The following is a 24,775-nucleotide window of genomic DNA, read 5'->3' as shown; positions in this document are numbered from 1 at the left end:
TTATAGTTGTTTTTAAAAACGATAACCGTTTTAGCGGAGCCTGTACGCTTCGGTAGAGAACTCTTTGGGACGTTCCATCAACTCCGTCCATTCATGTTCGAACTCATCACGCACAGTAATGACGAGATCCGTATCGGCATCAACAGCTTTCACTTTGAAGAAATGTGTGAACTTTTCAGTAATGAAGCTAGGGGTAGATGTCAGTGTAGATGAGTTGAAACGTTTCACACTTAGAGCTGCCACATGCAGCGGGTCATACGCCCACACCTCTTTCGCCTCAAGCTTGTTGCCATTCTCATCAGTCACGTCCAATGTCCAGTTTGAATTCCAGTTCCAGATATTTATCAGTACCTCATTATTCGTGTTAACAGGGTAGGCGTCAACATAACGTTGAAACTTAGCCTTTACCGAAGCCGGCACACTTGCCGGCATCTGTGGAACATCGGCCAAAGAGAAACTCACATTGTTCAGGTCATAACTACGGAACTGATAATCCTCAGTCCATCCGGTTGATTTATATATCCATTCTATGTCTGTTCCGTTTACATCCCATATAGAGTATCCCCCCGGTGTTCCGTCAGGACTTATATGTACCCCGGGAGTTAAATGTCCTGACCACCACCATGAAGCACATATCGCACCTGCATTATGTTCGTAAACCTCCTGTCTGCCTGTCACGGCTGCTTCCGGAGTCACGTTAAAGCTCAGGTGAGTATGTCCGGTAACAAAATGCACCTTATATCCTTTCAGTGTATTCAGCAATTGTGTAGTGTTCAAAACATCGTGGTCCATCTTGAACCCTTCCGTCTCCGACGGATAGAAAACCTGTGCATGCATTACCACCACCAACGGAGTCGATTTGTCCACATAGGCCAAATCCTTGGCAAGCCAGTTCAACTGCTCTAAAGACACACGCTTCTCGTAGTCGCGAGAGGTTGTCCCATCGTAGTTGCTACAGTCAATGTCGTCCAACACTACATAGTGAACTTTCCCGATATTGAATGAATAGTACATAGGAGCAATGTAATCAGTGAAACGACTTCCTGCATCCTGATCGTCAGTAGATTTATAGTCATAGTCATGGTTACCTATGGTATGGAAAATCTGAAGCCCCTTTACCTGACTGTTTATTGTATTAAGATACTCAGGAAGGGCATAACTATTCGAATACCAGTACAAATCCCAAGTCATGTCGCCCAACGTGATGGCATACATCTTTTCATGCTGATGCAAGGTGCGGTAACTGTTCAAATCCTCAGTAAAGTTCATGAACTGTCCTAAGTCCCCCGTACGGTTGGCAAGGTGCATATCCCCCAGCATGAGCACCTTGTAGTCATCCTGTCCTTCTACAGCTGTAAGCGAGAAATCCACACGTTCCAAAGTGGTGGCATCCCCTCTCATTATTTTATAGAACTGAGGCAAAACTCCATTGGCAGGAACCTCATATCCTGAAGGTATGGAAATAAACACATATCCCCATTTCTTTTCCGATTCCAACTGATAGATACCGCGCTCATCAGTCACGCTTACCTCTATCCCATCCGAAACGACAACACCCTGCACCGGACTACCGTCTGCCGACACCACACCATAAACCGTAGTTCCGGCATCAGGTGTGAAATCCAAGTCCTCTACTATATTAATATATGTCTTGCTTATCAACTTCTTCCTGTTATCACGCTTGATATATAAGACGTAATAGCCGGTCTTTATCTCATTACTTAAACTTATGGTAAAACTATCTGCCGCTATAGACAGTATAGGACAAATATAAGAGATACCGTTTTCGGACTCCAATATAATATCATCTGTATCAATCAACGAACTTGTATTGGCACCCGCAAACGTATATTCCCCTCCTACACTTACCTCTATAAGAGAGGGGGCATCAAAGTCAATATCAAAACTATCTTTGATTTCATTCAAAGGTTCGCCACATCCTGAAGTCAATAAAATCAAGACCAAAAGCGACAGCACACTGCGCAACGAAACTGTTTTTAAGCAAAAATAATATTTACCCATACCTATTAATTAAAATCCAGCACAAAGATAGATATAGGTTAAAAACAGAGATATGAATACGTACAACGACAGCAAATGGTATTACAATATTAACTGCTATGAAACAATTCTGCAACATCAGTTGCATTACAAATACTAAAATCCGGGAGAACAATCAGAAGAGGAAAAGTGTTTTCATTTGCATCATTTCACACGTGCAGAATGACGGGGAAGCAGATATAGGAGTAAAGAAGGTATAACTGTAAAGGAAGTATGGTAAAATTAAAGGAGATAAAGTACCTGTTCCGGTGAACATTTACTTTACCCCCTTTAACTCCAAATGAAGCAATAACTTCTGATTTGATTATTTCTTTTTCAGTTCCTCGGCAGGAACCACACGATAGAGTTTGTCGCTGGGACGGATTCTGTCGGGTACCTTGAACGATACATGGACACCTTTCTTCACCACATCCACCGGTTTGAGGTTTACACGTGCCTCTTCCAGGTTTACATACATTGCCCCGGTAGTAGGACCGGTGATGAGCAGCTTGTCGCCGACCTTGATTTCTGTAGCCTCGATGAGGAATTCGGCAACACCGATATTTGAGAAATATTTTATGCCGCGTCCAGCATATACCTTCCTTTCCGTGGCCTCGGAACCGTAGTTCTTGCTCCACTCGCCAAGACGCTGTCCGAGATAGTAGCCGTTCCAGAAACCGCGGTTGAACACTGTCTTAAGGCGCGTGTCCCAGTCTGCCTTCTTCTCTTCTGTAAACGTGCCGTCCAGATACGAGCGGATAGCTTCCTTATAACATTCCACTACTGTACGAACATACTCCGGTCCGCGCGCGCGTCCTTCTATCTTGAACACGCGTACTCCGGCCTCTATCATCTCGTCCATGAAATGTATGGTCTTCAGGTCCTTGGGAGACATGATATACTGGTTGTCAACTTCCAGTTCTATATCACTCTCCTTATCTTTTACGATATATGAACGGCGGCATACCTGCATGCATGCGCCACGATTTGCAGAAGCATTCAGCTCGTTAAGGCTCAGATAGCATTTGCCGGATACTGCCATACACAAGGCTCCGTGGCAAAACATCTCTATTCTTACTTTCTCGCCCATCGGACCTTTTATGTCCTGCTCCTGAATGGCGTCGTATATCTTGCGCACCTGCTTCAGGTTAAGCTCGCGGGCCAAAACCACGACATCGGCAAAACGCGAGTAGAACTTCAGTGCCTCGGCATTGCTGATATTGAGCTGAGTAGAGAGATGAACTTCCTGACCTACCTCGTTACAGTATGCCATGACAGCCACGTCGGCCGCAATGACCGCGCTAATGCCGGCTTCCTTGGCCGCATCCACTATCTTGCGCATCAGTTCTATGTCCTCGTCATAAATTATAGTGTTTATGGTGAGGTAGCTTTTCACTCCATGCTCATCGCAGAGGGCTGCAATCTCACGCAAATCGTCAATAGTGAACGTGCTTGCCGAACGGGCACGCATGTTAAGGCTTTCAATACCGAAATAGATGGAATCCGCTCCGGCATTAATGGCTGCCGCCAATGACTCGCGCGAGCCTACAGGCGCCATTATCTCGAAATCTTTAATTGAATAATTCATTTATTTATACTTCATTGAGTTACGGCTACAAAGGTACGAAAAATATTCCATTACTTTAATGCCGCACACTGCGTAACTCTATATTCTTTCATCTACTTGTATTTTAATATTATATTTGCAAAAAGAATTTGAAAAGCACAAATATTATGAGAAAACCGAAACTTCTTTTATCACTTTTGATGGCAGCAGCACTAACTTGCCAACCTTCTTCCATAATGGCAAGAAAAGATGCCAAATGTCTGAAACCAAGAATTGTCGTACTGACCGACATTGCTCCTGTTAATGTAGAGCCGGATGATATGGAATCGGCTATAAGACTTCTTTCGCATGCCGATCTTTTCGAGATTGAAGCAATAATAACCACAAGCGGATGGAACAGCAGTGGTAAAAAGTACCCACAAGGATGGATGGACAGCCTGAAAACAGTAATAAACGCATACGAAAAGGATGTTCCCAACCTGATGAAACGCTCTCAGCAAAAGGAATTTCTCAGCATCGAAGAAGAATCGAAAAAACAATCAATAGGCTACTGGCCTAGTCCGGAATATCTGAGAAGCCGCATTATGATGGGAAGCCTGGATTTCGGATACAAATCATTGGGTAAAGATAATAATTCAGCAGGAAGTGATTTCATTATCAAACTGGCAGACGAGGAAGACGACCGTCCGCTGTTCATAGGACTATGGGGTGGCGGAAACACAATAGCACAGGCCATATGGAGAATAAAACAGGAAAGAAGCGAGGCTGAACTGGAAAAATTCCTGAAGAAAATCTATATATATGCCATAACAGACCAGGATGTAGCATGGGGCGACAGAGGGAAATATACACTGAGTTCGCACTACTGGCTTAGAAAAGAATTCGGCGACAAAATCAATTTCATATGGGATGAAAGCGCATGGCTGTCGCAATGTGGTCTGGGATCAAGTAATTGGAATGAATACGCAAAGCACATTCAGGGACATGGAAATCTGGGCAAGATATACCCGAAGAACAAATATGGAGTGGAAGGTGATACACCATCTTTCCTGCATGTCCTACCCAATGGATTGAACAATCCTACAGTTCCTAATCAGACAGGATGGGGAGGATATTTCGTATGGGACAAAACCCTGGACAACGAGACTTATTGCTACACCAACACTTCGAAAGAGGCTAAAGCCATCTCACAGAAATATGAAAAATATTTCTACAATGCATCTTTTGCAAACTTTGCAGCCAGGATGGACTGGGCAAAATACGGAAAAGGCAACAGAAATCCGATAGTTATCGTAAACGGGAAGAAAGGTCTTGAAGCTATACCGGTAAATACAAAAGCCGGAAGTACGATAAAACTAAATGCATCGAAAACATATGATCCTGACGGCGACCAGTTGACATACAAATGGTGGTATATGCCTGAAGCAGGCAACTACAATGGAAAGATTGAAATAAGAAATGCCGATAAATCGATTTCAGAAGTCAGCGTACCTACTGATGCAAAAAGTAAAACAATACATATCATCTGCGAGGTGACCGACAATGGCGAACATAACCTAAAGGGTTACAGACGAATAATAATAAACGTGAAATAAGGAATTGCAATTTTTTCTGATGCCGACTATTGTCAGCAGTGCTACCGACAGTTGTCAGCAGCATTGCCGACTATAGTCGGCAGCTCTGCTGACTACAGTCGGCAATGAAAAACCCATAATATCAATCAATAGGCAAAAGTCTCTTCTATATGATCAAGAATAGAGTTCAACTCATCTAATGTCTCTGCCCTGAGCATGGCAATACGCGTTTCCTTGAAATTAGGAATACCCTTGAACAAAGGTGACGCGGCAAGATGACGACGTACATGCAGAATACCGCGACGCTCGTCAAGCAGGTTTACACTGTCCTGTACCTCACGACGGAGAACATTCATCTTCCATCCGAAGTCAAGCCCAGTCAGTTCCTCACCTGTCTGCAGATAGTGTTTCACTTCCTTGAACACCCATGGACGACCGAAGCTGGCACGGCCAATCATAATGGCATCCACACCATATTTGTCGAAACATTCCTTTGCGCGCTGCGGAGTTGTGACATCACCATTGCCTATTATCGGAATATGCATGCGCGGATTGTTCTTCACCTCACCTATCAGGGTCCAGTCGGCCTCGCCGGTGTACATCTGGGTGCGTGTACGTCCGTGTATTGTCAAGGCTTCTATACCGCAGTCCTGCAATTGCTCTGCAAGCTCCACTATTATCTTATGCTCTGAGTCCCATCCCAAACGGGTTTTCACCGTAACAGGTATCTTAACAGCATCTACCACAGCTTTAGTAATTTCAAGCATCTTAGGAACATTCTGCAGCATACCCGAACCTGCGCCCTTTCCGGCTACACGCTTGACGGGGCATCCGAAGTTCAAATCCAAGATATCAGGATTGGCCTGCTCCACTATTTTTGCAGCCTCAACCATAGTTTCAGTGTCCTTACCATAAATCTGAATGGCTACGGGACGCTCCTTTTCGCTTATGTTAAGCTTCAGCATGGTTTTGCCCACCGAACGTATCAGGGCGTCGCTCGACACAAACTCGGTATATACCATATCGGCCCCAAACTCCTTACAGAGAAGTCGGAATGCCGGATCGGTAACATCTTCCATCGGAGCAAGAAGTACAGGCTGCTCTCCCAAATCTATATTTCTTATCTTCATAAACAAGTTTTATTAATCATTTGAAAGTGGGTGTAATAAACCATTTGTCGTACATCGTTACAGCAATGCGATAAACGAAAAACGCAGATATGAATCCTACGATAGAGTCTATCAGATAATGAGCCTGAATATATACGGTTGCCAAACATAACAGTATATAAAACGGCAACAGAAAATATGTCAGCTTCCTGCTTACCTTGGACGACATTATCATCACTATAGTGGATATGGCAACATGCGAACTTGGGAATGCCGCCGTAGGTCTCTCGCCTACCTCCTGTGATGCCTCTACCAGATTATAGAAAAAACCGTGCTCATAACCGGGAGCCGGAAACAGCAGGACATTATAATTGAAATAGTCGCCAAGCGGCAGAAACTCACAGGCATTCACTCTGTCCATTCCTATTGCCGGGAAATAGAACTGCGGACCTGCCACAGGTACAAGCAGATAGAACAGATAATATATGAAAAACGAAGTTACTAGCACGAAACATACTTTCTCGAACTTCATATAGTGATTTACAAAATAATATACCACCAATATCAGCATCATTGGATAATAGAAAAAATATCCCATATTAAGCGGTTCGCTGAACCATATCGAAGGGAAATGTTTACTGAACTCAACTGACGGCTGACACTCGAACAATGACTGCTCCATAGCTGCGAATATATGGTCCAGATTGTCAAACACACGGTTGAATTCGTACGTGTCAGGATACCAGTATGCCAACAGTGACATCTGTACCACCATACGTACAAAAGCCGTAAGCCTGCACGGGTATGCCCTATAAAGATACATAAGGGCAAACGTGAGGGCCACTATCCCCAGACGTTCCAGAAGCATAATGCCGGGATGGTCCATGCGAGGATACAAAATCAATATGAGGATTGAGGTCAGTGCATTGTAAATAAGGCTTATACTCTCTACGGCAAAAAGTCCCTTACCCGTCTCTACCCTCTCCAACAATTTTAAGTTTATATCCATCCTTCTTTTTTATACCAGCTAATTATTTCCTTTACACCACGCTCCAGTTTATATTCGGGTTTATATCCTAATTCTTCTATGAGCGGGCTAATGTCACACCTCCAGTTGCGCTGTTTCATTATATTATATTTGTCTCTATTCAGAGTACTCGGCTTGTGAGTGAAATGTGAAAAGAACTCAGCCACATACGAAATAGCTTTGAGTAGGAATAACGGACATACAAATCTTATCATCCACGGATTTCCCAGTTCCTTACGTATAAGGTCGGAAAATGTCCGGCTGTTATACACCTCGCCGTCGCTTACAAAATACGAGCGGTATTTTACGTCCTTCTTTATTGCCAGATAAACGGCCTGAACCAAATCCTTTACATATATGAAAGTAATATCCTGTCTCTTATATCCTGCAACGAAATCAACATGACTGCATATCGACTTTATCATCAGGAAGTAATCCCTCTCGCGCGGGCCATATACTCCTGTAGGACGGAATATTACGTATGGAAAATCCTTCAGACCATGAAGATACTCCTCTGTCTTGAGCTTACTAACACCGTAGGCAGTGTTCGGAACAGGCTTATCCGTCTCGCATATAGACGAATAGTCTTTCTCGCGTATAGGTCCGAAAATACTGAGTGAACTTATAAAAATAAAATTCTTAGGAGTCATATCAAGCTTAACAAGTGTCTCGATGAAATGACGTGTAGCCCAATAGTTACCTATCTCAAAATCTGCCTTGTCCAAACATTTGGTGACACCGGCACAATGAATGATATAGTCCCATCCGCCGTGTTCCTTCTTATGCTTGAGCAACTGCGACGCCAGTTTGTCAGAATCTGTAAAATCCAGTTCAGCAAAACGGATCCGTTCGTCCTGCAAATACTTTCTGCTACTGCTTTTGCGCACTCCGGCCCAAACCTGCATTCCTTCGGCAAGGCCACCCTCAACCAGAAAACTGCCAATAAATCCGCTGGCTCCTGTTACTAATATTTTGTTATTCATAACTTTCCGTATTATAAAGGCACAAAGATAGTGCAAACCGAGTGAAGCACAAAGTTTTCAGGCTTTTGTTTCCGAGGTGCAGGCTATCTCATCTAAAGATAATGTTTCCTATCTATAACAAAACAATCGAACTTTACTATTGTTTACATCAACAATAATAAATTGCATCTTTTAGTTTTTGTAAGTATATTTGCGTATATAATCATTCTGCCGACTATGGATAATGACATCAAAGCATACGATACGTACCGCAGCATAACTTTCGGAGAAAAAGGACTGCCCGAAAATGTACGTCACGAACTGAACATCGACAGTCTGTGCGAAAAGATAGACTTTACATCTTCGTGTATAGGCAGACAATATTTATATCACTTAGTATGCAAAGATGAAGTTTCTCAAGTCAGGGACAACGAATATCTGATAAAAGAACTCCATGATAACATTTCATTAAGGAAGCAGCTTGTAGGACTACTAGGGAAACTGAATAAACCTGATGCTTACACAATAACAGAGTTACTACACGGAAAGCATACAGACTACTCACAAAGCTACATCCACGCAATCAACATCTGCCGGTGGCTGCCGTCGGTTTTCCTGCTATGCACCTTTATAAGCAACATTCCGGGACAGTTTCTTATACTGTTTCTCGCATCATATATCGCAAACTGCTATCTGCATCTGAAACAAAAAAGTCAGCTTTCATTATACTATTTCTCCATACCACAGCTGTACAGACTTTTACAAACAGCAAAAGAGGTTGCAGAAATCAGCATATTCGCCGATACGGACAGAAATATCCACCAGTATATCAACAATCTAAAAGAGCTGGTCAAGAAACTGCGCTTATTCCGTATAAGTATTAATCTGGACAGTAACGCAGCAATGCCTTTATTTATGTTTACAGAATTGCTGGATATATTCTTTCTTCATACCACAATAAATGTTATAAACTCATTCCGTCTTATTGATAGCAAACGTAAAGATATCGACAGCGTTTTCCGTTTCATCGGATTTTTGGATGTAATCTGTTCTTTGTCATTTCTTCGCGAAGAGCTTCCTTATTATTGCCATCCCACAAAACCTGGAAATGATGAAAAGCTGTCGGCTAAATCAGTTTATCATCCGCTGATAGACAACTGTATTCCAAACGACATATCAATATCCACGAAATCAGTACTCATTACAGGCTCCAATATGTCGGGAAAGACCAGTTTCATACGTACTATTGCAATAAATGCAATAACCGGCAAAACTCTTAACACCTGCTTTGCGAATGAATTCAGAATTGATACCGGCAGGCATGTCCTCTCAGTAATAGATACAGAAGATGACTTAGAGAAAGGGAAAAGTTATTTCCTCACGGAAACTGAGAATGTGAAAAAGGTATTCGACAGTGCTATATCGGGCAATCATCTTCTGGTGTTCGACGAACTGTTTAAAGGAACAAATACTGCAGAACGAATTTCCATCAATGCAGCTGTACTGAAGGAACTGGCTGGACATAACAACATAATACTGGCATCGACACACGACAACGAACTTACATCACTCCTTGAAAATGAGTACGAGCTTTATCATTTCTGCGAGAACATTAAGAATGAAACACTGGCTTTCGATTACAAAATCAAGAAAGGCACAGCCAATGAGGGTAATGCCATAAAAATATTAAAGCTATACGGCTATCCTGATTATATAACAGAAGAGGCAGAAAGAATAAGAAAAAACAGATAAAAATACATCACTCGATTTCCCTTAAAGGTTAATACTAAGAATAATAAGCAATACTTTAAAATAAATTTATATTTTTGCGATATAATTACCTGTCAAAAAAACATTTAATACTACCTTGTTATGAAGAAGTTATCTATTGCCTTTGCATCAGTGCTGGCTTGTTTTCTGGCATCGTGCAGTAACGAAACCACTACCGTATTGGAACAGGACTATACAGCCTATGTAGATCCTAAAATAGGAACAGGAGGTCATGGACATGTGTTCTATGGTGCTAACGTTCCATATGGTTTTGTACAATTGGGCCCCACCAGTATTCCTCAAAGTTGGGATTGGGTTTCGGGATATCATGTATCAGACTCTACAGTCATAGGGTTTCCTCATACACACCTTAGCGGTACAGGTATAGGCGACTTGCACGACATCAATGTTATGCCTGTCACAGGTGAAGTCACTTATGCACGTGGAGACAACTCTTCATACGAAACCGGTCTATGGTCATACTCTGACAGATCAAAAGAAACAGTAGTGCCGGGATATTACAGGACTCATTTGTCAAGATACAATGTAGATGTAGAACTTACAGCAACCAAACGAGTAGGTTTTCACAAATATACATATCTTTCAGACGAAAAGCCTTCAATTGTATTCGATATGGTAAATGGCGGATGTTGGGATAAACCAACCGAAGCACTTGTAAGAATAGTAAACGACAGTACTATCAACGGATACAGATATTCAAAAGGATGGGCTAACAACCAGAAAGTATTCTTCCATGCAGAGTTCTCAAGAAAATTTGACGGTGTAGAATTCATTGTAGATGGTAAAACCTTAAATGATGCCAAAGAAGGTAAGGGAGAAAAAATGTTTGCGAGAGTAAATTTTGCCCAAAATGATTCGAAACCTATATATATGAAAGTTGCCCTATCTCCTGTATCAGAAGACGGTGCCAAACTGAATATGCAGACAGAGTTAAGCGGTTGGGACTTCAACAAAGTCATAGCCGACGCAAAAGACGCATGGAACGAGGAACTTGGTAAAGTAAAAATCAACAAATGTTCTGATGATAATGCCAAAAAGATTTTCTATACCGCATTGTATCACTCTATGTTTGCTCCATCCGAATTCTGTGATGTAAACGGTGACTATTACGGAGCCGACAATAAAATGCACAAGGGAGAAGGATTTAAGAACTATACAACATTCTCACTTTGGGACACATACAGAGCTGCACAGCCACTTATGACCATTCTTCATCCTGAAAAGATGAGTGATATTATAAACACAATGATTACCATTTATAAGCAACAAGGAAAGCTTCCGGTATGGCATCTCATGGGTTGTGAAACAGACTGTATGGTAGGTAACCCTGGTGTTCCTGTAGTTGCAGATGCCATTCTTAAAGGCATAGAAGGATTTGACTATGAATTAGCTTACGAAGCTCTAAAAGAATCATCCATGCTAGGAGAAAGAGGAATGCAACACAGAATTGAATATGGCTTTATCCCGTCAGACAAAATGTTGGAGTCTATCGCATACGATATGGAATACGCATTAGCCGACTGGGCTGTAGCACAAGCGGCTCTTAAACTAGGTAAACAGGAAGATTATGAGTATTTCCTGAAAAGGAGTAAATCATACAAGAACTATTTCGACCCTTCAACAGGTTTTATGAGAGGTAAAATGCTGGATGGTACATGGCGTACTCCGTTCAGCCCATATAGTTCATCACATAGAGACGATGATTACTGTGAAGGCAATGCATGGCAATATACATGGCTGGTACCACACGATATAGAAGGACTTACAGAATGTTTCGGTGGCAAAGATAAACTCATAGGAAAACTTGATTCCTTGTTTATAGCAAACGGTGATATGGGAGATGCTTCTTCACCAGATATAAGTGGCCTTATAGGTCAGTATGCCCACGGAAACGAGCCAAGTCATCATATAACATACTTATACACACTCTTAGGACAACCATGGAAGACTGCAGACCGTATCAAAGAGGTTCTAAACACAATGTACAGCACAAATCCTGACGGACTTTCAGGAAATGAAGATGTGGGACAAATGTCTGCATGGTATATACTTTCATCACTTGGTTTTTATCAGGTAGAACCTGCAGGTGGTAAATTTGTATTTGGCTACCCTCTTTTCGAGAATGTTGAACTGAAAGTAAAAAATGGAACATTCACTATCGAAAAAGAGAACTCAGGTAAAGACAACAACTACATCCAGAGTATAATTCTGAATGGTAAAGAATATAACAAGCCATGGATAGAATATAACGACATCATAAAAGGTGGAAGCCTTAAATTCATAATGGGTGACAATCAAAAGGCTTGGTACTAAAAATCATCTGTTGTTTTAAGCAGTAACACAACAGTCTGTAATAAATAATGGTCTGCCTGTATTAATTCTGACTTTTACATATAATTGTATGAATATGTAGAAACAGAATTATTACAGGCAGATTTCTTTCAGGCTGGAAATGCTGGAAAATGTGGCACTTTTACTGGTTTGCAGGAAAATAAATAAGACTATTATATCTTTATTCCATTTATTTTGCTTACTTTGTAGAAACTAACAAAGAAAGGAATAGCTATGTCTAAAAATAAAAAAGAGAAAAAAGGCGGAAAAAGAATGAAGAAAAAAGAGATGTCGGAACTCATCATAAACTATTTCCGCAACAAACCGACTGAGGCTATAAGTCTTAAGCAATTATTCCTGGGACTGAAACTAACAACACATCCTACCAAAATGCTATGTACCGACATAGTAAAGGATATGGCAGAAGACAATTTCCTGATTGAAGCCGAAAAGGGAAGATGGAAACTTAATGACAGAGGTCAGATAATGACAGGTACCTTCATCAGAAAGAGCAACGGCAAAAACTCGTTTATACCTGACGATGGAGGGGAACCGATCTTTATTGCAGAAAGGAACTCAGCTCATGCCATGAACAATGACAAAGTGAAGATTTCTCTCTGTGCAAAATGCAAGAAACAGAAGATAGAAGGACAAGTGATAGAAATACTTGACAGAGCAAAAGCAACTTTCGTAGGTACACTGAAAGTATCGAAAAACTATGCTTTCCTCATCACAGAGACAAGCACACTTGCCAACGATATCTTTATACCTAAAGAAAAGCTTAAAGGAGCAAAGAATGGCGATAAGGCTGTAGTGAAAATTACAGAATGGCCTGACGAAGCAAAGAATCCTTTCGGTGAGGTTATAGACGTGCTTGGACAGGCCGGCGAAAACAACACTGAAATGCACGCCATACTGGCTGAATACGGATTGCCATATACTTATCCACAATCAGTAGAGGCTGCAGCAGAAAAATTATCTGCAGAAATTACAAAAGAGGATTATGCAGAACGTGAGGATTTCCGCAATATAACCACATTCACCATCGACCCTAAGGATGCGAAAGACTTTGACGACGCACTCTCAATCAGACAACTGAAACCTGGACTTTGGGAGGTTGGTGTACATATCGCCGACGTTTCACATTATGTCAAAGAAGGCGGTATCATAGACAAGGAAGCATTGAAACGTGCCACATCCGTATATCTTGTGGACCGTACGATACCTATGTTGCCAGAACGCCTTTGCAACTTCATCTGTTCACTGCGTCCTAACGAAGAGAAACTGGCTTATTCTGTAATATTCGATATGAACGAAAAAGCAGAGGTCAAGGACTATCGTATCAGACATACAGTAATAAAGTCCGACAGACGTTTCACATACGAAGAGGCTCAGAATATAATAGAAACCGGTCAAGGAGATTTCAAGGAGGAAGTTCTTGAACTGAACAAACTGGCTCAGATTCTTCGTGAAAAACGTCTTGCCGCAGGAGCTATCGACTTCGACCGTTGCGAGGTGAGATTCGAAATTGACGAGAAAGGAAAACCTCTGAGCGTTTATTTCAAGCAGTCCAAGGAAGCAAACAAACTGATAGAGGAATTCATGCTTCTGGCAAACCGTACCGTAGCGGAACATATAGGAAAAGTGCCAAAGAACAAAAAGGCAAAGGTATTCCCATATCGTATCCACGACCTGCCGGACCCAGACAAGTTGGACAACCTTAACCAGTTTATCGCACGCTTCGGTTATAAAATCCGTACGAGCGGAACAAAAACAGAAGTATCAAAGTCTATCAACCGCCTGTTGAAAGATGTAAACGGAAAGGGAGAACAGAACCTAGTGGAAACAGTGTCATTGCGTTCTATGCAGAAGGCAAGATATTCAATCCACAACATCGGTCACTATGGTCTTGCATTCGATTACTACACTCATTTCACTTCGCCTATACGCCGTTATCCTGACCTTATGGTTCACCGTCTGCTGACACGCTATCTGGACGGAGGACGAAGTGCACAGGCTGACAAGTATGAAAGCATGTGCGAACACAGCTCTGCAATGGAACAGACCGCCGCAAGTGCTGAACGCGCATCAATCAAATACAAGCAGGTAGAATTCATGAGCGATCATATAGGAACTGTTTATGAAGGAGTAATCTCCGGAGTGACTGAATGGGGAATATATGTAGAAATAAACGAGAACAAATGTGAAGGTATGGTAGCAATGCGTGACCTGGGCAATGACTATTACGAGTTCGACGAAAAGAACTATTGCCTTATCGGCAGACGTTATCATCAGAAATTCAGTCTTGGTGATGCAATAAAGATAAAAGTGGCACGCGCCAACCTGGAAAAGAAACAGCTGGATTTCGTGCTGGCGGAATAAGATTATTATATAAAACAAGAAAGTCAGAGAAATTCTCTGACTTTCTTGTTTTATAGTAAATACTCACAAAGTTTCTGAACAGCCCTAGCTCGATGGCTTATCTTATTCTTTTCATCATTACCCATCTCGGCAAAGGTTTCTGAATATCCGTCCGGCATAAATACAGGATCATAACCGAAACCCGCTCCACCTTTTCTTTCACGTATTATGCTGCCGTTTACTATTCCTTCGAAGAAGTTTTCCTTACCACCTTCTATCAGGCAAATAACAGTACGGAAACGTGCCTTGCGGTTATCTTTATCCTGCATTTCAGAAAGTAGTTTCTTCATGTTGGCTTCAGAGTCATGCCCTTCTCCACCGGCATATCTGGCAGAATAAATTCCAGGCGCACCATTCAAAGCCTCGACTTCAAGACCTGTATCATCGGCAAAACAGTCTAAACCATAATTATCATATATATACTGTGCCTTCAATGCAGCATTACCCTGCAAAGTATCAGCCGTTTCAGGAATGTCGGCATGACAGTCTATATCATTAAGACTCAAGATCTCTACCTTATCGCCTAATATAGCACGGATTTCCTCCAGCTTATGTGCGTTATTTGTTGCAAAAACAAGTTTCTTCATAATTTACTTAACTTTCAATGGGTCAAAACCTTCGCCGTAAACTCCCACTACATTACTTTGGGAAATAAATGCATTAGGATCAATATCCTTCACCAGACGGAAAATGTCAAGTGACTGACTTTTCTTTGCAAGAACCACAACCACCTTTATGTCCTGCTTGCTATACCATCCTTTTCCGTCAAGAAGAGTTACTCCACGATTAATCTGAGTGGAAATACCCTGAGCTATCTCATCATGCTTGCGCGAGAATATAAGGAACTGTACAGATTGACGAGTACTATTAATTACATAATCTATCACTATACTCATGACAAACAACACGCAAAAGCCAAACAATACACGTCGCCAATCATGGAAAATAAAATAACAGGAGGATATAATGATTATATCACAATACATCATCATACGTCCAAGAGTAACATCCTTATACTTGTTGATAATCCATGCAATGATATCAGTCCCGCCGGTACTACCATTATGACAGAACACAAGACCAATACCAAAGCCTAAAAGTCCGGCTCCTATAACACATGCCATGAAATCCTGTCCTGGTCCAAGCAACATTGGTAATTTTCCACTATCGTCCTTAAATAACATTTGGAAGAACCATAGCAGGAACGTCAGCATGATTATGGCATATATGGTCTTGATACTGAACTTAGGTCCGAGTATTTTCAATGCAAAACCTAAAAATACGGCATTAATTATGAAATATGAAACCTGAATTTCAACACCTGTCGCATAATAGATTATAGCTGCTATACCTGTCACTCCACCTGTAGTAATCTGATAAGGCAAAAGAAACGCTGCCCAACCAATAGAATAACATATCAAACCTAAAGTTATGGCCAGGTAGTCTTTCGTCTCCCGGCCAAATTTTCTTTTTAACAATGCTTCCATAAATATGGTTTACAGAACAATATTTACAATCTTCTTAGGTACGATAATCACCTTCTTAGGAGTCTTGCCATCAATCCATTTCTGTGCCTGTTCGTCAGCTAGAACTGCAGACTGGATTGTTTCATTGTCTGCATCTGCAGCAAATTCCATAGTGAAACGCGCCTTACCGTTGAAAGAGATTGTATATTTCACTGTATCTTCTTTCAGATAGTCTTCGTTGAATGCAGGCCACTGAGCATCACAAACAGATGTCGTATTTCCTAAAGCAGCCCAAAGTTCTTCCGCCAAGTGAGGAGCAAACGGAGCTATAATAACAACCAGATTGCTTAATACAGCTTTGTTGCGACATTTCAATGAAGTGAGTTCGTTTACACAAATCATGAATGCACTGATTGAAGTGTTGTAAGAGAATGTCTCAATGTCTCCAGTCACTTTCTTTATCAGTTTGTGTACTGCCTTTAGTTCTTCTTTTGTAGCTTCACCGTCCTGAGGAAGGAATTCGTCATTACGGCTATAGAACAGACTCCACAATTTCTTCAAGAAACGATGAACACCATCTATACCGTTAGTATCCCATGGTTTAGACTGTTCGATAGGGCCAAGGAACATTTCATACATACGCAATGTATCTGCTCCGTAACGTTCAACAATCATATCAGGGTTTACTACGTTGTACATAGACTTACTCATCTTCTCTACTGCCCATCCGCATACATACTTACCGTCTTCAAGGATAAACTCAGCATTGTTGTATTCAGGACGCCAGTTCTTGAATGCCTCAACATCAAGGATATCGTTTGATACGATATTTACGTCAACATGAAGAGGAGTAACATCATACTGGTCTTTCAATCCGAGAGATACGAATGTGTTTGTATCCTTGATACGATATACGAAGTTGCTTCGTCCCTGAATCATACCCTGGTTTACAAGCTTCTGGAATGGTTCTTCCTTAACGCTTACACCGAGATCGAACAAGAATTTGTTCCAGAAACGTGAATATATCAAGTGACCTGTAGCATGTTCAGTACCACCTACATAGAGGTCAACATTCTGCCAATACCTGTCTGCCTTTTCAGATACGAGTGCCTTGTCATTGTGTGGGTCCATATAGCGCAGATAGTATGCGCTTGAACCGGCAAAACCAGGCATAGTATTAAGTTCAAGAGGGAATACGTTTACATTATCTATCTTAGAGTTTTCAACTACCTCTCCGGCATTTACATCCCAAGCCCATTTTGTGGCATGTCCCAATGGAGGTTCGCCAGACTCAGTAGGAAGGAACTTGGCAACTTCAGGCAACTGCAAAGGCAATTTGCTCTCGTCTATCATATATGGCATACCGTCCTTGTAGTAAACAGGGAATGGCTCGCCCCAATAACGCTGACGTGAGAAGATAGCGTCACGCAGACGGAAGTTAACTTTTACACGTCCGAGGTTATGTTCCTTTACATATTTCTTTGTAGTAGCTATAGCTTCCTTTATTGTAAGACCGTTAAGGTTCAAATCGCAATATGGAGTTACGCCTGCCTTTGGAGAGTTGCAGACAATACCTTCCTTGGCATCAAAGCTTTCTTCGCTGACATCACATCCTTCAACCAGCGGAACGATAGGCAAGTTGAAATGTTTTGCAAAAGCATAGTCACGACTGTCGTGAGCCGGAACTGCCATAATAGCACCTGTACCATAACCTGCAAGTACATAATCGCTTATCCAGATAGGTACAGCCTCACCTGTGAACGGATTTACCGCATACGAACCGCTGAACACACCTGTCACACGGCGGTCTGATATACGTTCACGTTCAGTACGTTTCTTTGTACGGTCAAGGTAAGCCTCAACTTCTGCTTTCTGAGCCTCAGTAGTAAGTTGTGCCACCAATTCGCTTTCAGGAGCAAGAACCATGAAAGTAACACCGAACATTGTATCCGCACGTGTTGTAAAGATTGTGAATTCCATGTCACTGTCTTTAACCTTGAAACGAACTTCAGCACCTTCAGAACGGCCAATCCAGTTACGCTGTGTTTCTTTCAGAGAGTCTGTCCAGTCAACTGTTTCAAGTCCGTCGAGCAATCTCTGTGCATAAGCAGAAACTCTCAAGCACCACTGGCGCATCTTCTTCTGCACTACAGGATGTCCTCCACGTTCAGAAACGCCATCTACAACTTCATCGTTGGCCAATACAGTACCCAATGCAGGACACCAGTTCACCATAGTCTCGCCAAGATATGCTATACGGTAGTTCATCAGAATTTCCTGCTGTTCCTTTTCTGATTTTGCGTTCCATTCTTCGGCAGTGAAACTCAATTCTTCGCTGCATGCAGCGTCAAGTCCTTCAGTACCTTTTGTTTCGAAAGCCTTAACCAGATTTTCAATAGGCTGAGCCTTACCACATGAATTGCAATAATAGCTGTTGAACATCTTCTGGAAAGCCCATTGTGTCCAATGGTAATAATCAGGTTCGCAAGTACGAACTTCGCGGTCCCAGTCAAAGCAAAAACCGATTTTGTCAAGCTGTTCACGATAACGTGCAATGTTAGCCGCAGTAGTTACAGCCGGATGCTGACCTGTCTGGATTGCATACTGTTCTGCTGGCAATCCGTATGCATCATAACCCATCGGATTAAGAACGTTGAAACCTTGAAGTCGCTTGTAGCGAGCATATATATCGCTGGCAATATATCCCAGCGGGTGACCTACGTGAAGTCCTGCTCCCGACGGATAAGGGAACATGTTCAACACATAGAACTTCTTTTTTGATTCATCTTCCGAAACTTTGTAGGTCTTGTTTTCCACCCACTTCTGTTGCCATTTCTTTTCTATCTCCCTGAAATTATATTCCATAGCGATGTACTTTATATATTTGATTTTACGTTATTTATCCAATTTGTTTGCAAAGATACAATAAAAAAAATAAAGATACCCCAAAAGACAATAGAATGAAAGCAAAAAGCAGCAACAAGAGATAAAGTATTATAACTCTTGCTGCTGCCCGCATATTATTTTAATTCGTTTTTACTTTTTAAAGTCAGCCCAGTCAGTCAGACGCATATCTCCCTTGTCGAGGAATACTTCATGCATACCCAATGCTGCTGACAAGCTGTGACTGGTCTGTCCCTTGCTGGCTATCTTAAGATAATCCCACAACAACTGCTTATAGTCTGGATGAGCACAGTTCTCAATAACAGTCTTGGCACGTTCCATAGGACTCTTACCACGCAAATCGGCAATACCCTGTTCTGTGATGATTACATTTACAGAGTGTTCGCTATGATCCTGATGTGACACCATAGGAACAATAGAACTGATACAACCACCCTTCGCTGTTGAAGGACAAGAGAAGATAGAGATATAAGCACTGCGCGTAAAGTCACCAGAACCTCCGATACCGTTCATCATCTTGGTTCCGCAGATATGTGTAGAGTTTACGTTACCGTAAATATCCGCTTCGATTGCTGTATTCATTGAGATAACTCCAAGACGGCGTACTACTTCAGGACAGTTTGAAATTTCAGAAGGACGCAACACAAGTTTGTCACGGAAGAATTCAATGTTATCGTAAATATCCTGCAGACAGTCGTTTGTCACACTCAAAGAACATGTACTACCGAACTTTATTCTACCGGTTTTTACCAAATCTATCACTGAGTTCTGGATAACTTCAGTGTACATTTCAAAAGCAGGTACATCAGGATTCTTACCCAATGCACTCAACACGGCATTTGCTATATTGCCTACCCCAGACTGTAAAGGCAAGAAAGTAGAAGGTATTGTACCCTTACGTAAATCATTTACCAGAAAGTCTGCCACATTCTGACCAATCTTGTCGGTAATAGGATCCGGATCGTGGAACCCACGGGCTTCGTCAGGAATATTCACTTCCACCACAGCAGCAATCTTGGCCGGATCAACCTGAATATATGGTGTTCCGATACGGTCACTAGCATGTTCTATCATGATAGGACGACGATGTGGCGGACGTTCTAGTTCATAAATATCATGCATACCCATAAGACTTGTCTTGTTATGAGCAGCATTAAGTTCGACTATAACTTTTTCTGCCAGACGTGCCACTGTAGGGGAAATACCCACACCGGCAGTAAGATAAATACGTCCGTCGGCAGTCAGTTCACAAGCTTCCATTATGGCAACATTCACCTTACCCAAGAAACCGGAACGGATTCGCTGAGCCATTTGTGACAGATGTATATCAGAGTATTTTACCTGTCCGTTGTTGCAAGCCTTGCGGAAATCAGAATTTGTAGTATATGGTGCTCTGAAATCAAGAGCATTTGCACGTATCAGAACGCCGTCACATGAATCACCGGTTGAAGCACCTGTAAGAACGCTCACTTTAAAATGTTCTCCACGTGCATGTTTTTCTTCAGCCATTTTAGCCAACTCGGCAGTAACAGCCTTAGGTGTTCCGGCTGGTGTAAATCCACTTAATCCAATAATATCTCCGTCTTTAATCAAACTTGCAGCTTCGGCCGCTGTCATAAATTTATAGCTCATGATATTGTGTTTTTAAAGTTATTTGTATATATTCGAAACTTAGTAAGTTTTCTGAGACTCTCCAAATTTAGAAAAAAAACATCAAATCCAATACTTCTTGTTTCAAATTTATGATGAAAAACATATTTTTTTCTACAAAATGAGAGTCATAATCTAATATTTCAAATATTTTGACAATTATTAAGAGCCACGTTTCTATCCAAGTTTCTACTGATTTATTTGCAGATATCAGAAATAAATGCCAATATCGCATATTACATTGAAAAACATATATTAGTTATGAAAAAAATCGATTCATTAATATTACTCATAAACGCATTATCAAAATCGGAAAAGAAGGCTTTATATCTACAGGCAGGAGAAAATCCGACAGAAAAAGCATATATGAAAATATTCGATATCATAGACAAGAAAAACATAACTGATATAGAAAATATTAAAAAGAATTATGCAAAGTATTACCCAATAAATTCATTTGTTCCGGAAGCTAATTATTTATACCAGCACATCCTTTCCACACTGGTAAGTCTTGCCATAAAGAAAAATGCAAACATAACTTATATTATAAAATAATACAGGCAAATATTCTCAAAGAAAAGCATCTGATGGACGAGCACTTCCAGATGCTGGACGAAGTGATTGAGGAATCCGAATCAACGGAAGATTACAGTGTCTCATCTTTAGCCCAAAGAACAAAACTGGACTCCATGCGTCAGGAAAACTTCCTTGACATATCAGAAGATACCCTTATAAAAGAGCATTTGAGACTAAAAGGATATCTGAATGTACTTAATCAGATAAACCGCCAGTCGGAATTATATGAACTGATGGTGTTCTACACCAGCCGAAAATCGGACACCAAGATTTTTGACGATCTGGCAATAACGGAAATAACATTTGTCAACAATCTGAGAAAAAATCTGTTCGAAATACAGAAAAAACATTTACTGTTCCAGGGTATATATCTGTTATGCAAGAACAATTATCAGGCGGCAAACAACATTTACAAAGAAGCGAACGAACTGTTCGCCTCTCATAAATCATTCCTTAACAATCCACCATCCGATTATATGCAGTTCATCGAGAATGTGCTGAAAAAATGCAATGAGAACAGGCAATATTCGGAAATGGAGTATTACATTAACATCCTGGAGGGATTGAAATATTATACCGCAGAATTCAATGCGGAAATAGAATGCATAATATTCACAAACAAAGCTGAATATTATATACATACTGATGACAAGAAAAAAATAAAAGAACTCATAAGCTGTTACAAAGATACAGACTCCATAGTGAAATTTCTTACACCATTCAGAAAGATACAGTTCATACTTGAATTGTCATTATTAAACATAAACATCAACGAACATAAACAGGCAAAAAAGATTCTTTATGATATTGTAAAAGACTACAATTATCAAAGATTCTTTCTATATAAACCTTGCCTGCTATTATATTACATATCTATATACGAACTCCAGTAATACGATTTCCTGGAATATTCCATAAGAGCAGCCAGAAGAAAATTGAAAAACAACAGAGAGACATCAAAAATAGAAGCTATACTATACGAATTCTTTACAAAAGACATGTTTAAACTTTCACAATCGGATAAAAAGAAATATCTGGAAGAATTATGCAAGCAGATTGACACTCCACAAAATATTTCTGACTATCTTACCATGAAAATATTTGACTTTAAAAGTTGGATTTTATCACATACATAACTCATATTTTATACAGTAATTATTTATTCTTATACATACTGATTATCAAAGTATTATAAGAAGAAATATATCGTTGAGTTTTTATAAATCGGATATAATTGGTTTGATATGCCTGAAATATAACAATACTTTTACACCGTAAACGAAAAAAACTATATCATGAAAACGAAAAAAATTGTAGTATTAGGTAGTTGTAATACCGATATGGTAATAAAATCAGACAGACTACCTGTTCCAGGAGAAACAATCCTTGGCGGTGAATTTATTATGAATCCAGGTGGAAAAGGAGCCAATCAGGCTGTAGCTGCAGCAAGATTGGGCGGGAACGTTGTATTTCTGACAAAAACAGGCAATGACCTTTTCGGACGCCAGTCTGTCAGTCTATATTCAGAAGAAAATATCAACACTGATTACATTCTGTCTTCTTCCGACAAGCCATCAGGAGTGGCAATGATTTCAGTCGACAAGAAAGGAGAAAACAGCATTATCGTAGCATCAGGTGCTAACAGCACATACAGTATTGATGATTTCAAAAGCGTTGAAAGTACAGTATATGATGCAGATATTCTGCTGATGCAGCTGGAAATTCCTATAGAAACAGTTACATACGCAGCAAAAGTAGCCAAGGAACATGGAGTGAAAGTTGTTCTGAACCCTGCTCCTGCTCAGTTTCTTCCAAAAGAATTATTGGAGAATGTTTCAATAATAATACCTAACAATACAGAAGCCGAAATTCTGTCAGGAATTAAAGTGAGCGACATAGAAAGCGCAAAAAATGCTACCGACATAATAAGCCAGAAAGGAATAGAAACCGTTATTATCACTATGGGAGATTACGGTGCTTTCATAAAGACAAAAGAAGAATACATATCCGTACCAACACAAAAGGTCAATGCTATAGATACAACAGCAGCAGGTGATACTTTCTGTGGCGCTCTTGTAGTAGCTTTATCCGAAGGGAAAGATATAATTGACGCCGTAAAATTTGCCAATAAATGTTCCGGTATAACAGTCACCAGACTTGGAGCACAGTCATCATGCCCATATAGAAATGAAGTAATCTGATAAATCCATATATTATGTTTATCGTAGATAATTACGCCTTGGCAGTAGTGTTATGTATCATCACCATGATATGCTGAGGCTCCTGGGGCAACACTCAGAAATTTGTCGGAAAATCCTGGAGATTCGAACTCTTTTATTGGGATTACGTAATTGGAATGTTCTTGTTCTCTCTATTGATGGCTTTCACTTTGGGAAGTCATGGAAGCGTTGGACGTGATTTTCTAACTGATATACAGCAAATCAGCGGACAGTCCTGGGGATATGCATTACTGGGAGGTATCATATTCAATGCTTCCAACATTCTTCTCTCTGCTTCTGTTTCCATATCAGGAATGTCTGTGGCATTTCCATTGGGAGTAGGTATAGCTCTTGTACTGGGTGTATTTATCAACTATTTGGGAACACCTAAAGGCGACCCTCTATGGCTGTTCACAGGAGTAGCCTGCGTAGTATTGGCTATAATCCTTAATGATATGTCGGCAAATAGTGTAAGCAGTTCAGAAAACTCAGGTAAGAATACAAATAAAGGTATATTACTTGCTGCACTCGCTGGAGTATGTATGTCGTTCTTCTACCGTTTCGTAGCGGAAAGCATGGATGTAGAAAACTTCATATCACCTCAGCATGGACTTTCAACACCATATACTGCATTTGTAATATTCTCATCAGGTGTACTTCTAAGCAACTTTGTATTCAATACTTTAATAATGAAGAAACCTTTCATTGGCGAACCTACAACATATAAGATGTATTTCAACGGTAATATCTCAATCCACCTTATCGGTATGTTGGGAGGATGTATATGGGCGCTGGGAACATTGTTCAGCTATATAGCAGCAAACAAGGCTGGTTCGGCAGTATCATATGCACTGGGATAGGGAGCGCCTATGATAGCAGCCCTTTGGGGAATTTTCGTATGGAAAGAATTCCACGGAGGAATCACAAAAACAAAATCTTATCTTACTTTAATGTTTATATTCTTCATCCTTGGACTTGGAATGATAGTTTATTCAGGTTTATAACTTTTAAAATTTAGTCATTATGAAATTCCCATGAGATAAAAAAATCACGCCAAAGAGAATGTAAATAGTCAAGCTGAAGTTACCTTTGTATAGTGTAACCCTAAATGTATCAGTTATGGCAGAAGTGACATTCC

General features: G+C 40.7%; 16 protein-coding genes and 1 pseudogene. 8 read left to right on the top strand and 9 right to left on the bottom strand.

Going from position 1 to position 24,775, the window contains the following annotated elements; genetic code table 11:
- Positions 1-30 precede the first annotated feature (30 nt).
- The gene (locus OCV82_RS10090) at positions 31-2,022 is read right to left on the bottom strand and encodes a calcineurin-like phosphoesterase C-terminal domain-containing protein (RefSeq protein WP_154044257.1); all 1,992 of its coding nucleotides are present in this window, start codon (positions 2,020-2,022) and stop codon (positions 31-33) included.
- Positions 2,023-2,365: 343 nt separating this feature from the next.
- The gene (locus OCV82_RS10085; protein ID WP_154044256.1) at positions 2,366-3,628 is read right to left on the bottom strand and encodes a peptidase U32 family protein; all 1,263 of its coding nucleotides are present in this window, start codon (positions 3,626-3,628) and stop codon (positions 2,366-2,368) included.
- A gap of 146 nt (positions 3,629-3,774) precedes the next feature.
- Between OCV82_RS10085 and OCV82_RS10080 the strand changes: the two genes are divergently transcribed.
- Positions 3,775-5,202 carry a DUF1593 domain-containing protein gene (locus OCV82_RS10080; RefSeq protein WP_154044255.1) on the top strand — a complete coding sequence of 476 codons (1,428 nt, stop codon included), beginning with the start codon at positions 3,775-3,777 and terminating at the stop codon, positions 5,200-5,202.
- A gap of 125 nt (positions 5,203-5,327) precedes the next feature.
- Here the strand turns inward: OCV82_RS10080 and dusB are convergent, their stop codons facing one another.
- From dusB to OCV82_RS10065, 3 genes are read right to left on the bottom strand one after another with little or no spacing between them, the layout of a single operon-like run.
- Positions 5,328-6,311: a tRNA dihydrouridine synthase DusB gene (gene dusB / locus OCV82_RS10075; protein ID WP_154044254.1), complete on the bottom strand. Its 984-nt coding sequence runs from the start codon at positions 6,309-6,311 to the stop codon at positions 5,328-5,330.
- A 16-nt stretch (positions 6,312-6,327) separates the two neighbouring features.
- The gene (locus OCV82_RS10070) at positions 6,328-7,293 is read right to left on the bottom strand and encodes a phosphatase PAP2 family protein (protein ID WP_154044293.1); all 966 of its coding nucleotides are present in this window, start codon (positions 7,291-7,293) and stop codon (positions 6,328-6,330) included.
- On the bottom strand, positions 7,290-8,300 hold the full coding sequence (locus tag OCV82_RS10065) for an NAD-dependent epimerase/dehydratase family protein (protein WP_154044253.1): 1,011 nt from the start codon (positions 8,298-8,300) through the stop codon (positions 7,290-7,292). The genes OCV82_RS10070 and OCV82_RS10065 overlap by 4 nt, the downstream gene beginning before the upstream one ends.
- Positions 8,301-8,516: 216 nt before the next feature.
- Here OCV82_RS10065 and OCV82_RS10060 point away from each other — a divergent pair, with 216 nt between their 5' ends.
- The 3 genes from OCV82_RS10060 (at position 8,517) to rnr (ending at position 14,783) form a co-directional block, all read left to right on the top strand.
- The gene (locus tag OCV82_RS10060) at positions 8,517-10,031 is read left to right on the top strand and encodes a MutS-related protein (RefSeq protein WP_154044252.1); all 1,515 of its coding nucleotides are present in this window, start codon (positions 8,517-8,519) and stop codon (positions 10,029-10,031) included.
- 120 nt (positions 10,032-10,151) lie between these two features.
- Positions 10,152-12,383: a GH92 family glycosyl hydrolase gene (locus OCV82_RS10055; protein ID WP_154044251.1), complete on the top strand. Its 2,232-nt coding sequence runs from the start codon at positions 10,152-10,154 to the stop codon at positions 12,381-12,383.
- 252 nt (positions 12,384-12,635) lie between these two features.
- Complete coding sequence (gene rnr, locus OCV82_RS10050; RefSeq protein WP_235339479.1) at positions 12,636-14,783, top strand: ribonuclease R; 2,148 nt, start codon at positions 12,636-12,638, stop codon at positions 14,781-14,783.
- A 50-nt stretch (positions 14,784-14,833) separates the two neighbouring features.
- Here the strand turns inward: rnr and OCV82_RS10045 are convergent, their stop codons facing one another.
- The 4 genes from OCV82_RS10045 to OCV82_RS10030 all read right to left on the bottom strand — a co-directional run bounded on the left by OCV82_RS10045 (position 14,834) and on the right by OCV82_RS10030 (position 20,824).
- Entirely contained in the window at positions 14,834-15,412 is a 579-nt protein-coding gene (locus OCV82_RS10045) for a non-canonical purine NTP diphosphatase (RefSeq protein WP_154044249.1), read from the bottom strand.
- On the bottom strand, positions 15,413-16,309 hold the full coding sequence (locus tag OCV82_RS10040; RefSeq protein WP_154044248.1) for a YitT family protein: 897 nt from the start codon (positions 16,307-16,309) through the stop codon (positions 15,413-15,415).
- Between the two features lie 9 nt (positions 16,310-16,318).
- Positions 16,319-19,153, bottom strand: coding sequence for a leucine--tRNA ligase (gene leuS, locus OCV82_RS10035; protein ID WP_154044247.1), 2,835 nt, complete (start codon positions 19,151-19,153; stop codon positions 16,319-16,321).
- Between the two features lie 171 nt (positions 19,154-19,324).
- Positions 19,325-20,824 carry an acetyl-CoA hydrolase/transferase family protein gene (locus OCV82_RS10030; protein ID WP_154044246.1) on the bottom strand — a complete coding sequence of 500 codons (1,500 nt, stop codon included), beginning with the start codon at positions 20,822-20,824 and terminating at the stop codon, positions 19,325-19,327.
- A 279-nt stretch (positions 20,825-21,103) separates the two neighbouring features.
- Here OCV82_RS10030 and OCV82_RS10025 point away from each other — a divergent pair, with 279 nt between their 5' ends.
- The 4 genes and pseudogenes from OCV82_RS10025 (at position 21,104) to OCV82_RS10010 (ending at position 24,641) form a co-directional block, all read left to right on the top strand.
- On the top strand, positions 21,104-21,397 hold the full coding sequence (locus OCV82_RS10025) for a hypothetical protein (protein ID WP_154044245.1): 294 nt from the start codon (positions 21,104-21,106) through the stop codon (positions 21,395-21,397).
- A gap of 32 nt (positions 21,398-21,429) precedes the next feature.
- Positions 21,430-22,311 carry a hypothetical protein gene (locus tag OCV82_RS10020; RefSeq protein WP_154044244.1) on the top strand — a complete coding sequence of 294 codons (882 nt, stop codon included), beginning with the start codon at positions 21,430-21,432 and terminating at the stop codon, positions 22,309-22,311.
- Positions 22,312-22,713: 402 nt separating this feature from the next.
- Positions 22,714-23,619, top strand: a complete 906-nt coding sequence (rbsK, locus tag OCV82_RS10015; protein WP_154044243.1) for a ribokinase — start codon at positions 22,714-22,716, stop codon at positions 23,617-23,619.
- 14 nt (positions 23,620-23,633) lie between these two features.
- Positions 23,634-24,641, top strand: a pseudogene (locus OCV82_RS10010) (GRP family sugar transporter).
- Positions 24,642-24,775: the final 134 nt, after the last annotated feature.

The organism is Bacteroides cellulolyticus (genome assembly GCF_025567135.1).
Lineage (GTDB): Bacteria > Bacteroidota > Bacteroidia > Bacteroidales > Bacteroidaceae > Phocaeicola > Phocaeicola cellulolyticus.
Note: the sequence above shows the minus strand (reverse complement) of the source record. Positions and strands in the feature narration are given on the sequence as shown.

Coding starts and splice junctions, on each gene's coding strand:
- OCV82_RS10090 (WP_154044257.1), bottom strand. CDS start 2,022: ATGGGTAAATATTATTTTTGCTTAAAAACAGTTTCGTTGCGCAGTGTG.
- OCV82_RS10085 (WP_154044256.1), bottom strand. CDS start 3,628: ATGAATTATTCAATTAAAGATTTCGAGATAATGGCGCCTGTAGGCTCG.
- OCV82_RS10080 (WP_154044255.1), top strand. CDS start 3,775: ATGAGAAAACCGAAACTTCTTTTATCACTTTTGATGGCAGCAGCACTA.
- dusB (WP_154044254.1), bottom strand. CDS start 6,311: ATGAAGATAAGAAATATAGATTTGGGAGAGCAGCCTGTACTTCTTGCT.
- OCV82_RS10065 (WP_154044253.1), bottom strand. CDS start 8,300: ATGAATAACAAAATATTAGTAACAGGAGCCAGCGGATTTATTGGCAGT.
- OCV82_RS10060 (WP_154044252.1), top strand. CDS start 8,517: ATGGATAATGACATCAAAGCATACGATACGTACCGCAGCATAACTTTC.
- OCV82_RS10055 (WP_154044251.1), top strand. CDS start 10,152: ATGAAGAAGTTATCTATTGCCTTTGCATCAGTGCTGGCTTGTTTTCTG.
- rnr (WP_235339479.1), top strand. CDS start 12,636: ATGTCTAAAAATAAAAAAGAGAAAAAAGGCGGAAAAAGAATGAAGAAA.
- OCV82_RS10040 (WP_154044248.1), bottom strand. CDS start 16,309: ATGGAAGCATTGTTAAAAAGAAAATTTGGCCGGGAGACGAAAGACTAC.
- leuS (WP_154044247.1), bottom strand. CDS start 19,153: ATGGAATATAATTTCAGGGAGATAGAAAAGAAATGGCAACAGAAGTGG.
- OCV82_RS10030 (WP_154044246.1), bottom strand. CDS start 20,824: ATGAGCTATAAATTTATGACAGCGGCCGAAGCTGCAAGTTTGATTAAA.
- OCV82_RS10025 (WP_154044245.1), top strand. CDS start 21,104: ATGAAAAAAATCGATTCATTAATATTACTCATAAACGCATTATCAAAA.
- OCV82_RS10020 (WP_154044244.1), top strand. CDS start 21,430: ATGGACGAGCACTTCCAGATGCTGGACGAAGTGATTGAGGAATCCGAA.
- rbsK (WP_154044243.1), top strand. CDS start 22,714: ATGAAAACGAAAAAAATTGTAGTATTAGGTAGTTGTAATACCGATATG.